General features: G+C 50.2%; 11 protein-coding genes and 3 pseudogenes. 8 read left to right on the plus strand and 6 right to left on the minus strand.

The window, feature by feature from the left end; translation table 11 throughout:
• Positions 1 to 4 precede the first annotated feature (4 nt).
• The 3 genes from BJQ97_RS03355 to ytkD all read left to right on the plus strand — a co-directional run bounded on the left by BJQ97_RS03355 (position 5) and on the right by ytkD (position 1,320).
• Entirely contained in the window at positions 5 to 400 is a 396-nt protein-coding gene (locus BJQ97_RS03355) for a phage holin family protein (RefSeq protein ID WP_160155502.1), read from the plus strand.
• Positions 401 to 461: 61 nt separating this feature from the next.
• Positions 462 to 794 carry a hypothetical protein gene (locus BJQ97_RS03360; RefSeq protein WP_044730510.1) on the plus strand — a complete coding sequence of 111 codons (333 nt, stop codon included), beginning with the start codon at positions 462 to 464 and terminating at the stop codon, positions 792 to 794.
• Between the two features lie 58 nt (positions 795 to 852).
• Entirely contained in the window at positions 853 to 1,320 is a 468-nt protein-coding gene (gene ytkD, locus BJQ97_RS03365; RefSeq protein WP_160155503.1) for an RNA deprotection pyrophosphohydrolase, read from the plus strand.
• A 180-nt stretch (positions 1,321 to 1,500) separates the two neighbouring features.
• On the opposite strand, the gene BJQ97_RS03370 is transcribed toward ytkD, so the two are convergent.
• Genes BJQ97_RS03370 through BJQ97_RS03380 form a run of 3 tightly spaced genes read right to left on the minus strand, consistent with a single transcriptional unit; the run spans position 1,501 to position 4,228 of the window.
• Positions 1,501 to 2,310 carry an ABC transporter permease gene (locus tag BJQ97_RS03370; RefSeq protein WP_160155504.1) on the minus strand — a complete coding sequence of 270 codons (810 nt, stop codon included), beginning with the start codon at positions 2,308 to 2,310 and terminating at the stop codon, positions 1,501 to 1,503.
• Positions 2,294 to 3,085: an ABC transporter ATP-binding protein gene (locus tag BJQ97_RS03375; protein ID WP_160155505.1), complete on the minus strand. Its 792-nt coding sequence runs from the start codon at positions 3,083 to 3,085 to the stop codon at positions 2,294 to 2,296. Before BJQ97_RS03375 ends, BJQ97_RS03370 begins: the two co-directional genes overlap by 17 nt.
• Positions 3,086 to 3,103: 18 nt before the next feature.
• Entirely contained in the window at positions 3,104 to 4,228 is a 1,125-nt protein-coding gene (locus tag BJQ97_RS03380) for an ABC transporter substrate-binding protein (protein WP_407066448.1), read from the minus strand.
• 195 nt (positions 4,229 to 4,423) lie between these two features.
• Here BJQ97_RS03380 and BJQ97_RS03385 point away from each other — a divergent pair, with 195 nt between their 5' ends.
• The 4 genes and pseudogenes from BJQ97_RS03385 to BJQ97_RS03400 all read left to right on the plus strand — a co-directional run.
• Entirely contained in the window at positions 4,424 to 5,212 is a 789-nt protein-coding gene (locus BJQ97_RS03385; RefSeq protein ID WP_160155507.1) for an alpha/beta hydrolase family protein, read from the plus strand.
• A gap of 93 nt (positions 5,213 to 5,305) precedes the next feature.
• The gene (locus BJQ97_RS03390; RefSeq protein ID WP_160155508.1) at positions 5,306 to 5,548 is read left to right on the plus strand and encodes a DUF2584 domain-containing protein; all 243 of its coding nucleotides are present in this window, start codon (positions 5,306 to 5,308) and stop codon (positions 5,546 to 5,548) included.
• A gap of 289 nt (positions 5,549 to 5,837) precedes the next feature.
• Positions 5,838 to 6,782, plus strand: coding sequence for an Rpn family recombination-promoting nuclease/putative transposase (locus BJQ97_RS03395; protein WP_160155509.1), 945 nt, complete (start codon positions 5,838 to 5,840; stop codon positions 6,780 to 6,782).
• Positions 6,783 to 7,025: 243 nt separating this feature from the next.
• A pseudogene (locus tag BJQ97_RS03400) lies at positions 7,026 to 7,616 on the plus strand (RNA-guided endonuclease TnpB family protein); the annotation flags it as partial.
• A 246-nt stretch (positions 7,617 to 7,862) separates the two neighbouring features.
• On the opposite strand, the gene BJQ97_RS03405 reads toward BJQ97_RS03400, so the two are convergent.
• The 3 genes and pseudogenes from BJQ97_RS03405 to BJQ97_RS18235 form a co-directional block, all read right to left on the minus strand.
• The gene (locus BJQ97_RS03405) at positions 7,863 to 9,110 is read right to left on the minus strand and encodes an MFS transporter (RefSeq protein ID WP_160155510.1); all 1,248 of its coding nucleotides are present in this window, start codon (positions 9,108 to 9,110) and stop codon (positions 7,863 to 7,865) included.
• Positions 9,111 to 9,565: 455 nt separating this feature from the next.
• A pseudogene (locus tag BJQ97_RS03410) lies at positions 9,566 to 11,255 on the minus strand (IS1634 family transposase).
• 50 nt (positions 11,256 to 11,305) lie between these two features.
• Positions 11,306 to 11,482, minus strand: a pseudogene (locus BJQ97_RS18235) (IS3 family transposase); the annotation flags it as partial.
• 304 nt (positions 11,483 to 11,786) lie between these two features.
• Between BJQ97_RS18235 and BJQ97_RS03420 the strand changes: the two are divergent.
• Positions 11,787 to 12,326: a hypothetical protein gene (locus BJQ97_RS03420; RefSeq protein WP_066229898.1), complete on the plus strand. Its 540-nt coding sequence runs from the start codon at positions 11,787 to 11,789 to the stop codon at positions 12,324 to 12,326.
• Positions 12,327 to 12,546 lie beyond the last annotated feature (220 nt).

The raw sequence follows: 12,546 nt of genomic DNA on the forward strand, positions 1-12,546 counted from the left end.
GAGCGTGAACAAGCCGATCCCGATGGTTGCCGTGTCGCTGTTCGGTTCATTTTTGTCGCTGTTTGTCGGCAGCGTGGACTCATTTGTCTTGATTTTGCTTGCTTTGGTCATTGTCGACTACCTTACCGGCATTGCCGCCAGCGCGGTCGAAGGCAAGCTGTCAAGCCAGGTCGGCTTTCGCGGTATCATCCGCAAACTGTTGATTTTCGTTCTCGTGGCGGCGTCGCATCTCGTCGATTTGGCCATTGGATGGAACATGCATGTAATCCGTGATGCGATCGTTTTTTTCTATATCGCCAATGAGTTTATCTCGATTGTGGAAAACGCCGGCCGGGCGGGCGTTCCGATCCCGTCCGTGCTCCGCAAGGCGATCGAACTGCTGAAAGATGAAATAAAATAAGCATATTTTTTCCGGATTGCCCCACACTAAGCAAAAAGAGCAAAAGAAGGAGTGGACGAAGGTGGCAGACGAACAGAAAAAGACGTATTACGTCTCGATGGCAACCGGAGAAATTTCGCAGCTGAAGACGGCATCGCCTTGGGATTTTGAGATTCAAGCGACTGACCGGGAAATCGCCCAGCTGCGCGAGTATTTCGATCAAAACTATTCGACCGACTGGCAGGCGTTTTGGCGCACCCATGTGCCATACATCCAATACCACTATGATCGGGAAAATGACGCTTACGACCGGACGCTGACGAAAATTTATGAAATGATTTATCGCCTTGGCAACGAGGAAGCAAAGGCGCACATCCGCTCGCTCGGCATCCTTCCTGACGAAAAAGAAGAGTAAACGCCGCGAGTCGAGCGGCGTTTTTCTGTATAATGGGGAGAGGAAAGGAGGGAGTCCGATGCATGAATTTCGCGATTATTACGGGCATCGCGTTCGGCTGGCTTTTGCGGACCATCCGTTTTCCCCCTCTCCCGGGCATGTATGGGTCATTTGCCGCTATGGCGGGCGCTGGCTGTTGACCGATCATCCGCGCCGCGGCCTTGAGTTCCCCGGCGGCAAGGTGGAACAAGGGGAAATGGCGGCGGAGGCCGCGGCCCGCGAAGTGATGGAAGAAACAGGGGGCGTCATCCGCCTGCTCGAATATATCGGTCAATATGAAGTGGAGCCGGATATCGTGAAAAACATTTATTTTGCCGACATCGCGGCGCTCATCGAGCGGGAGTCGTATGAGGAGACGAACGGCCCGGTGCTGCTTGAGGCGCTGCCGGATGACATCCGCGCCGACCATCGGTTCAGCTGCATCATGAAAGACGATGTCCTTTCGCTCTCGCTTGCTGAATTGAAACAGCGCGGGCTGATCGATTGAAAAGGGGGAGCGCAGATCAGCGGCGGCTCTCAAACGATGGTTTCCCAAAAGGGCTGAATACATGGAAAAACATTCGACTTCACGGCTCCCAAAGGTGTTTTTCAAAAAAGCGGCGGATGCCGGCTCATCCGGGCGGCGCCAATGAAATGAGACGCCCGTCAACATTCGGAGGGCGTCTCGCTAGCGGCGGCTTCCCCATTTTTTCTCGATCAAGGCGACAAGCTGATACATCACCGTCGACAGCAAGGCGACAATGAGCAGGCTCATCAAGACGAGCGTGAAGTTGAACACTTGGAAGCCGTAAATGATCAAATACCCGAGCCCTTGTTTCGAGACGAGAAACTCGCCGGTGATGACCCCGACCCAAGCGAGGCCGACGTTCACTTTCAGCGTCGAAATGATCGTTGGGAACGATGCCGGCAGCACCGCCTCTTTAAAGCATTGATAGCGGGTGGCGCCGAACGTCTGCAATACTTTCAAATAGTTCGGATCGACCTCTTGGAACGCCGAATAGACGACGATCGTCGTGATGATGATGGAAATGACGACGCCCATGGCGATGATGGACGTAAATCCTGGTCCGAGGGCGACGATCAAAATCGGCCCGAGGGCGACTTTCGGCATGGCGTTGAACACGACCAAATACGGATCAAGCGTCTTTGCGAGGCGCGGAAACCACCAAAGAAGCGCGCCAATCAGCGCCCCGCCGATGGTGCCGATGAAAAAGCCGAGCAGCGTTTCAAACAATGTCGCCCATGTATGGACAAACAGCGAATGGTCGCTGAGTTTTTCGACAAACAGCTTGGCGATGGCGGACGGCGAGCTGAACAAGAGCGGGTCGATCCATTGGAAGCGGCTTGACGCTTCCCAGACGGCGAAAAAGGCGGCAAGCAGCGCGGCTTGCCAAAGGCGGATGACCCGCTGTTCTTTGCGCAAGACGGCCAGGTATTCTGTGTGCAGCGTTTCGATGCGTTTATTGGGCGGATTCAAGGTCCTCCATCTCCTTCCAAATGGATTGAAAGAGCGCCGAAAACGCTGGATGCTGACGGGCGGCAAGCGGCGGGCGGCCTCGCAGGTCGTCCGGGATGACGAACGTCTTCGCCAGGCGTCCGGGGCGCGGCGAAAATAAGAAAATGCGGTCGCTCATGGCGATGGCTTCTTCGATGTCATGAGTGACGAGCACCGCTGTTTTTTCATACTGTTTTAACGTCTTCCAAACGAGCTCTTCCAGTTTCAGCTTCGTCTGCTGGTCAAGGGCGGAAAACGGTTCATCGAGCAAAAGCAGCTTCGGATCGGTCGCCAACGTGCGCACGAGCGCCGCGCGCTGGCGCATGCCGCCGGACAGCTGACTCGGGTAATACGACTCAACCCCGGCCAGGCCGATCTCAGCAAGCAGAGCAAGCGCCCGTTCTTTTGTTTGAGCGGTTAGCGTCCCTGTAATTTTTAAGCCGAGAAGTATGTTTTCTTCGATCGTTTTCCACGGAAACAAATAGTCTTGCTGAAGCATGTAGCCGACCGCCCGGCGCGTCATCGGGACATCTGTCTCGCTGGGCGGCAACGGTTTGCCTTCGATGAATACCGTTCCTTCCGTCGGTTCGATCAGCCCGGCGATGATGGAGAGCAGCGTCGTTTTGCCGCAGCCGCTTGGGCCGAGGAGGGAGACGAATTCTCCCTTCTCGACGGAGAGCGACACGTCATCGAGCGCAGTGACAGCGGTCGTTTTCGTCAAATACGTGTGCGAAAGGCGGTCGATCGAAAGAAACATGATGTTCACCCGCTTTCGTCAATCGTTCATCGCTTTTTTGGCAAACGACGAATCGACAAGCGTGTCGAGATCGACGCGTTTCGGCAGCTCGCCGGCTTCGGCCATAATGGTTTGCAAATTGTTCCATTCTTCTTCATCTAAAATTGGATTGGCCGCGTAGGTGCCTTGGTTTTTGTACCGTTCGACGACTTTTTCGATCAAGGCCAAATCCGTGTCTTTAAAATACGGCTGAATGACGTTGGCGATTTCCGCGGCGCTGTGCGATGCGACCCATTGCTGCGCTTTGTAGATGGCGCGCGTGAACTTTTCCATCACGTCTTTGTGTTCGTTCATATAGCTTCGTTTCGCCATATACGACGTGTACGGCACGCGTCCGGATTCGGTGCCGAACGAAGCGACGATGTAGCCTTTCCCTTCTTGTTCGAAAACGCTCGCGGTCGGCTCAAACAACTGGACGAAATCGCCGGTGCCGCTCGCAAAGGCGTTGGCGATATTGGCGAAGTCGACATTTTGAATGAGATGCAAATCGTTGTGCGGATCAATGCCGTGTTTTTTCAACACAAATTCGCCGACCATTTGCGGCATGCCGCCTTTCCGTTGGCCGAGGAACGTGCTTCCTTTCAACATGTCCCACGTAAAGTGGTCGATTTTTTTGCGGGAGACGAGGAACGTGCCGTCCGTTTGCGTCAATTGCGCGAAGTTGATCACCGGGTCTGTCGTTCCTTGGCTGTAGACGTAAATCGACGTTTCCGACCCGACAAGGGCGATGTCTGCTCCGCCGGAAAGCAGCGTCGTCATCGTTTTGTCGCCGCCCCATGTCGTCGACAGTTCGACATCCAGCCCCTCTTCTTTAAAGAAGCCTTTTGCCAGGGCGACGTACTGCGGCGCGTAAAAAATCGAGTGCGTCACTTCGGCGAGCCGCACTTTTTGGAGCGGCTTTTTGCTTTGGCCCCCGTCATTCGTGCAGGCGGAAAGCGGCAAAAGCAACAGAAGCGAGCATAACCATACGGCCCATTTTTTCATGTTCGTGAACCCCCTTGGTTTGCATGCGGTAAACCGCGGTTTCACCTTATCGTATGCACGCAGCAAAAATGTGTGAATGCCTAGAAAAAATGGGCGGTCGGCCGGAAACGGGCGGACCATGCGGAAATTTTTTAACTGACGGCCGTGAACGGTGAGGGAAAGCCAAACATGTCGGTTGGCGGAACGGGGGACAAGCTTCATCCGTTTTGGCGGCTGCGGCACGGGAGCTTGATGAGCCAATGTCGCAAAAAAGAGGACGGCGCAACGGCAAGAATCTTTGGAGCTCAATTGTTCTCACAGAAAGGAGGCGGGAGAATGGACGGGGACATCATAGGCCAATACCGGTTTCCGTCGCCGCATCCGGGAATCGATGTGTTCTATGTCACCTATATGTCCCAAGGGCTGAAGGTGAAAGGGTTTTTAGCGGCGCCGAAGCGAAAAGGCGTGTATGACGGGTTTTTGTATTTGCGCGGCGGGATCAAAAACGTCGGACAAGTGCGGGTGACGCGCCTCATTGAATTTGCTTCACACGGATTTGTTGTCTTCGCCCCGCTCTATCGCGGCAATGGGGGTGGAGAAGGAAACGAAGATTTCGCCGGTGAAGACCGATATGATGCGGTGGCTGGTTTTCTGCTGCTTTGCCGCCATCCGCTTGTCCACCCCGGGCGTGTCCACGTGTTCGGCTTCTCGCGCGGCGGGGCGATGGCGCTTCACACCGCCTTAATAGCGGATGGTGTTTGTTCGGTCGTCGTATGGGGCGGGGTGACTGATATGACGCTGACGTACTGGGAGCGGCCTGATTTGCGGCGGATGATGAAGCGGGTCATCGGTGGGACGCCGAACAAATATCCGGAGCGCTACCGCTGCCGGACGCCGCTCTATCATCTTGAACGACTCAAGGCCCCTGTGCTCATCATCCACGGCGAGCGGGATGAAAACGTGTCGATTGAGCACGCCTATCGGCTTGAGCGGCGGCTGAAGCAGCTTGGCAAACCGGTCACGGCCTGGTACTTCCGTGAGTTCACCCACTATTTTCCACCGAAAGCCAATCGGGAGATGGTACAAAGACTTACCGAATGGATGAAACAACAGCCGACGGTGTGATACGATACAACTAGAGGGGCGACGGCTGCGTGCGCCGCTCGGGTGGCTGCGCGGCCGCAAACGAATCGATTTGCTGCCAAGGAGGTTGGAACGATGGGCATGCCGATGGAACTGCAGACGGTCATTGTGACAAAAGGAAAGGAACAGCGCATTCAAGGAAATGTGTTTGTGTTGGAAAAAGAAGGATACCGCTTGTATCCGCTTGACGTGCCGCTTGAAGTGCGCCGGACGGTGCAAAGCGAAGCGAGCGGCGTCGCGGTCGTGAGAAAGCTCGAGTGGGAAGACAACCGAACGACGGTGACGTACGAGCTCGTCAGCCTGTATTCGACGAATTGAACGAGGCTGCACACCACGAAGCGGCTGAATGAGCGCTGAATGGGTCCATCCGGAAGGAGCGCAAACGGAAGAACGGTTTGCGCTCTTTGTTTTGGTTTTTGCCGTCTATTTTAACCTGTGGCGTCAGGACGACTCAGACAAGCATAAAAATAGCCTTTGCTTGAGGATTTCCTTGTAGAATGGGAAGCAACATTTGATAATACCATAGAAAAAGTAGGGGGAAGAGAAGGAGGTTGGTTGCGGAGAGCGAATATAATACGACGAATTCAATGTCGCAAGGAGGGGAAACGTGGCCAAACAGCGAATCGATCATGACCGGTTGTTCAAGGAGTTGCTGTCGACGTTTTTTGAAGAGTTTTTGCTTCTCTTTTTTCCCGACGTGTACGAGCAAATCGACGTTCATCACCTCTCCTTCCTCTCAGAAGAAGTGTTTACCGACATCACGGCCGGGGAGAAGCACCGTGTGGACTTGTTGGTAGAAACAAAGTTAAAAGGGGAAGACGGACTGATCATCGTTCACGTGGAGCATCAAAGCTACACGCAACGGACCTTCCCCGAGCGAATGTTCATCTACTTCAGCCGCTTGTTTCAAAAACACCGCCGCCGCATTCTTCCGATCGCCATCTTCAGCTATAACGAACACCACGATGAACCTTCCTCATTGATCATCCAGTTTCCGTTCCTGACGGTTCTCGATTTTCGTTTTCTGACGGTGGAATTGCGCAAACTGCCGTGGCGCGAGTACATCCGCCATGACAATCCGGTTGCCGCCGCCTTGTTAAGCAAAATGGGGTATAATGAAAGCGAGAAGGTGGAAGTGAAAAAGGAGTTTTTGCGCATGCTCGTCCGCCTCGAGCTGGACGAGGCGAAACAGCGGCTGTTGTTTGGTTTTTTTGAAACGTATTTGCCGTTATCCGAAGAGGAGGAAATCCAACTGCGAAACGAGGTGAGCCAAATGGAGACGAAGGAAGCGAAACAAGTGATGGAGCTCATCATCTCGTATGAACAGCGGGGAATCGAGAAGGGAATCCGAGAAGGAATCAAACAAGGAATAGAACAGGGGATCAAGCAAGGAATGAAGCAAGGAGTGGAACAAGGACGCAAAAAAGGGATCGAGGAAGGAAAAACCGACATCGCGAAGAGAATGCTGGCGAAAGGGTATGATGTCCAAACGATCCACGAATTGACCGGGCTGCCGGTTGAGAAGATCGAAAAGATGAAGAAGCAGAAATAGAAAGAGTCTCCAGAGTTTAAGCGAACATTGTCGTCGACCCCCAATCGTGCCAAAACCCGGGGGATCGACGACAATCATTTTATGCGTTCGAACCTTACAGCCATCGAGGGTAAAGTCTATTGACAGAATTTGTTGGTGACGTTCACCGTCCCGATTGGCGTTTTTATCATTCCCAACCGAGAAGACCCCCACTTCTACGCGTGAGCGGAAGTGGGGGGATGAATCGGCATCCGCCATCACTCTCCCTTGCCTCCAACGGACAAGCAAGTGGGCGTCGATTTGGGGTTGAAACATATGGTGGTGCTTTCCACTGGGGAGAAGGTCGAACACCCTCAGTATTGGCGCCGATACGAAGAAAAGCTGGCGTACTGGCAGCGGGTGATGGCTCGCCGGAAGCCGGGCGGTTCGAACTGGCGCAAAGCCCGCTTGAAAGTCGCCAAGCTTCATGAGAAAATCGCCAACTGCCGGAACGATTTCCTGCACAAACTGTCCACCCGCCTCATCCGCGAAAACCAAGTGGTGTGCGTGGAGGACTTGCATGTGCAGAACATGCAGAAGAATCGCAAGTTGGCCAAACGCATTTCGGATTCCGCGTGGGGGCGCTTGCTTCGGATGCTCGAGTATAAAGCGAAATGGTACGGGCGGACGTTGGTTCGTGTCGGCCGCACGTTTCCATCGAGCCCATGGTGCTCGTGCTGCGGGCGCCGGCATGTTGAGGTGAAATCGCTCGACATCCGCGAGTGGGTGTGCCCGAACTGCGGAGCCGAACATGATCGGGACGAGAACGCCGCCCGAAATATTTTGCAGGAAGGGCTTCGTTTGCTGTCTTCGTAAGACAGCCCAACCGTGGGACGCACGGGGATGGCTTGGTGAACAGCCTGCCGTAGGACGGGGGTTCCCAAGAATCTCCCACCTCGAAGCGCAAGCGTAGGTGGGAGAGCGTTCAACCTACCTATAAGGGAATGAAATTTGAAAAGGCAGGAGCGCAAACAACCCCTCGGTTTGCGCTCTGCCATATGATTAAGCAAGACTGATTCCTTTGTTTTGCTCTGAAATAAAGTGATCATTTACAGAGGGAGCTCACAAAATAGTCCCAGTGATTTCTCCTTTTTGGTTCTCCTTATAACTCCAGATTTTTCGATGACGGTAACTGATCCAACCACTGATGAAAAAGCAGAAAACAGACAAATAAAACGAAAAACGAATACCGTAAACATCGGCTATAAAGCTCATTAACAATGTGGAAATTCCGAATGTTACGGAACTAATGACTCCTTGCACGGCAAAAACATGAGGCAGAGCGTCCATCCGGGCATTTTTTTGAAGAATCGTCTGAAGACAGATCAGCTTCCATTGTTCGATGATCCCGTACAGGGCGGAATACATAAGCGCCAGCGCACCGTGCGTCGTTGTACCAAACAAAAGCGTTACAACAGCGATACAAAACGGGCCAAACAATACAAAAAACTGCTGATTTTTTTCAACCGATTGACTAAACTTAACGCTTAACAATCCCCCTATCACCATGCCGCCAAAGAAAACAGAGTTAATATATCCCCACCATTCCTCTCCTAAATGTAATTGTTCTTTCACATAAATATAAAGGATGGCCGAAATCCAAACACCATTTCCTATTCCTTCAAAAAATGACATTACGCTGATGGATTTAGCGTGCACATTTCTCCAAGTGTATTCCCATCCTAGACTGATCGAAAGGAGAAATTTCTTTAAGCCTTTACCCTGAGCAACCTTCTCCTTTGCGCGTTCTTGTATATGCAAAAGAAACATGAGAATGCTCGAGGCGACATAGAACAATAAGGTGATATTGATTAAAAGGAACGGGGATCCTAAACTGACAATCAAACTCCCGATCGGCCATGCGCTAAGTTTGATGAATTGGTCTAACGTGTTTAAAAAACTGTTGGCTTTCAAGATTTCCTCCTTGGAAACTATAAAAGGAACGAGGGAGTTTTTAATCGGATTATTGATCCCGTCTAAAAAAGCGATCAATGATACAAAAACGTAAACGATCGCAATGTGATGTTCCGCACCCCATTGCAAAAACAGCGAGAGAAAAAGCAGCAGAAATGTTTTACACAGTTGTCCGTAGGACAATAACGTTTTTAGTTTATATTTTTCGAAAAATATCGGTGCGACGATTCCACTAATAAATAACGACAATGTAACGAAAAAAGGGACTAATGCGGCAGCCATGGCTTTCGATGTCAAATGATATAGGTAAGAGACAACGGAAACAATGTAGAACACATCTCCGAAATTCGCGAAAGATTGTCCGATCCAAAGGAAGTGAAATGTTTTATTTTTCATGACCTCAATCCTCTCTTTGATCATTGAAACGACTGGTGATGGAATAGTCAAAATGAGCCAAAAATCAGATCTTCAGTCTTTGATGAAACTGGATTTTTGCCGCGCCCTAAAACGATGGGACGAAGGAAAACGGGTTGATTTTCAACAATCTTCTAAAGGTAAAAGGATATACTGAAGCAATGGAAGCCTCCCCCTTATTCTGTTTAGAGCTCACATTTCGCACCCCAGTAGTGCAGAAACAAAGGATTTTTTATTCATTTTTTTAAAATATATAAGTTGAAATTTTGTTTTACATCCAGCTTACTACCTTCCACGTTATATCATATCAGCTCGTATTGAGATAAAAGCGGAAGCGAAAAATCGGAAATTCTTTATTGCAACTTATATATTTTTTGAGCCAACACAACAAGCGATGGCAATCCTTTTTTTACCATCGCTCATCGTTCCTTATGAGATTAGACGTAAATGCTTTCGTCCATTCCCAACTCTTGCAGAATCCTTCGCTGCTCGTAGGTGAGCGGTTTCCCTAACGCGCGTTGGATTTGCCCATCCGGCAGCTCCAACAGGACGACTTTCACATACCAGAACAACTGAAAAATCGCCTGCCCGGTCGGACGGGTCAGCTTGCGGCCTCCTGCGCCCTTTAACGGGCACTCCGGCGTAATAAACTGACGCACCCGGCGCTGGAAGACGCGGTAAATGGCCAATGCGAGGAGAAACAAATAGCCCAACACCGCCACTCGTTCCGGTTTTTTCACGTAAATCTCGTCCGTAAAGAACGGATCTTTCAGGAAGGAGAAGTTCATTTCCACCGAGATCTGCCCTTTATACAGCTTCAAGATCTCTTTCGCGTCCATTCGTCGGTCCTTCCATTCCTCCGGCACCGTCGTGACGAGAACAAACCGGGACGCTTTCCGTCTCGCCTGTTCCCACGCGTCTTGGTCGAATTCCACGCTCAGGCGAAGGGTGTACAGCGTCTCCATTTCCGGTTCCGCCCCTTTTTTCGGCCGTCCGCGCCGTTTTTTCGGGCGCACGATCTCTTCGACGACGGCCTCCACTCGATGGAACCGGGGACGAAGGGATGCCTTGAGGGATGCCAAGGCTTGTTCGGCGTCTTCCCGGCACGAAAACGGGTGGCGCTCCCAACGGGCTTGTTCCTGCGCAAGAAGCTCCGCTTCTTGTGCTCGTTCTTTTTCGAGCGTCTTTCCTTTCCGTTGGTCGAGGGCACTCGATTCGACGACGACCAGTCGAACCGGATGTCCTTCATACGTCGAGGCCGTTTCCCATACCCGATACGTGGCGCCGTTTTTCTCCGCCAGCGAGAATGGATCGCTCCACGTCGTGTCCCTGGCATCGGCTTGCGCCAGCACGGTTTTCACGATCCGGAGCGACGAAGGGCCTCTGGTGATCAAAAAGGCGTTCGCCGCTTTCGTTTGCGCCAGCGTGTCCTTCGTCATCGCGGCGGAATCCGCCACATAAATCCATTCGTCCTCGATCTTCGCTTGCTTCAGCTGCTCATGGACACGGGACAGCACCTCGGGATTCCACGTTTTGTCCGGCAGGTTGCCGTCGTGCACATCTCCATAAAAAGGAACGCCATCCTCGTTGCCGATCAGTCCGAAGCCGATCTGCTTTTGCCAATGGTGTTGCCGGTTGCAGCCATGGGCAATATGCAGGGTATCCGGCGAGGCCGATTCATACGCGCCGTAAACCGATACATCGGTCGTATCGGCATGGAACACCCGAAGGGGGATGCCTTCCTCCTTGTAGATCTGCACAAGGCAAGCCGAAATGACTTGATGGATGTTGGCATCATACAGGCGATCCAGATGGCGGGCGATGGCATCGTCATTGAACCAAGAAGGCTGGAGCCCCGGCCGGATCAGCTTGGGCAAATCGATTTCATGCGCCCATCGTTCCAAATGAACCAGCGCTTGACGGCCGCTCAAGATATCCAGGATGAGCAGCCAGACCACATCGCTGGCTCGGGTTTGGCATTGGGGATCCACCGGAACCAGCCGGTCAATCAGCTGGGGGGAGGCCAAGATCCTTGAAGATGGCGCTTATTATATAATAGCACGAATTCGAACGTCCATGGTGTGGAAACTCCTTGCATTCCTTGTGTACCAAGGACCTATTCGACATCGGGATGAAAAAATCCTCCCGATTTTCATCGGGAGGGTGCGAAATGTGAGATAAAAATACTCAATGTATTCAAAAATCCGTTGTTTCGCTTCTTTCCTTGTCGTAAAGGTTTCGTGGAAAATAAGTTCTTTTTTAATGATGCTGTAAAACGATTCTGCACATGTGCTGTCATAACAGTTTCCCCTTTGAATCATGTTCGTCTGGATTCCGTATTGCCTCAACATAGATTATACTTTTGTGCGGTTACCCTACCCCTTCAAGATAAGCCCTAACTGCAGCTAATTTAGTTTCTAAACTGTATTTAGTCATATAAAAACTGCACCTCCAATGGTTAGTTGTGTCTAACAATTTGGGTGCAGTTCATGATAGGTCATCATTTACCAGAAAAAAGTAGGAACCCTATACAGTTGATAAAGCAAGGCTTCGCAAAGAGATAAATTAGAATCGCAACAAAAATTTTACACATAAGGAGTTTATCAAGATGAAAAAATATGGTATAATTTATAAAAAATATTCAAAAGAGGTGATAAGATGAAAAAAATTATTTTCTTTTTAATTTTATCATTACTCTGGGTTGCTCCTTTCGCAGCATTGGCAAAAGATAATCAAGATATTACAGGAGCAATTAACAAAGAATTCAAAAAAACTCTTACCTATTATAAGGATAATTCCGCTGAAATACTCGATAGCCTAACAACTTCTGCCGAAGTCACTGAAGGAGATACAAAACAAACAAAAAACGTTAAAGTAGTATTGGCAGAAGGAAAAGAAGTTAGAGACAGCATTTTTTATTTTGATGCAAAACAGATATACTATTATGATTTAGATGATCAGAAACTTGTCGATTCTGCATCAGTCACAAAGAATGCTCAAATAAAAAATTTTGTGAAAAAACATGAAGATGAAATCGGAAAACAGATAAATCCTTTTTCATTTGCCATTTTTATGATCGCACTTTTTATCACTATTATTGTTCCCCCTGTTTTCGGAACCTTATTCAATAAAAACTCTTCGTCTTTGTCATATAGATTGCAATTTGAACGAGCTGATGCTGGAATATCCCGAAATTAAGCTAAAATAAATGAGGGTGTCCCAAAGGGATCGGGACACCCTTTCTTATTACCGTATATAGGTATAAAACAATCATTAAGAAACAATATGTTGTGCTTTGTTTAAGGGGAATTGCCCTTTTGGGTCAGCCCCATTTATTTTTATGTTGAAGAAGAGATTCTCTTTTTTATGTTGAAGAAAAGATCTCTACATTTTTAATTAGCAACCGCAGTTACAAAGC

This window comes from Geobacillus sp. TFV-3, assembly GCF_009901865.1.
GTDB classification, from domain to species: domain Bacteria; phylum Bacillota; class Bacilli; order Bacillales; family Anoxybacillaceae; genus Geobacillus; species Geobacillus thermoleovorans_A.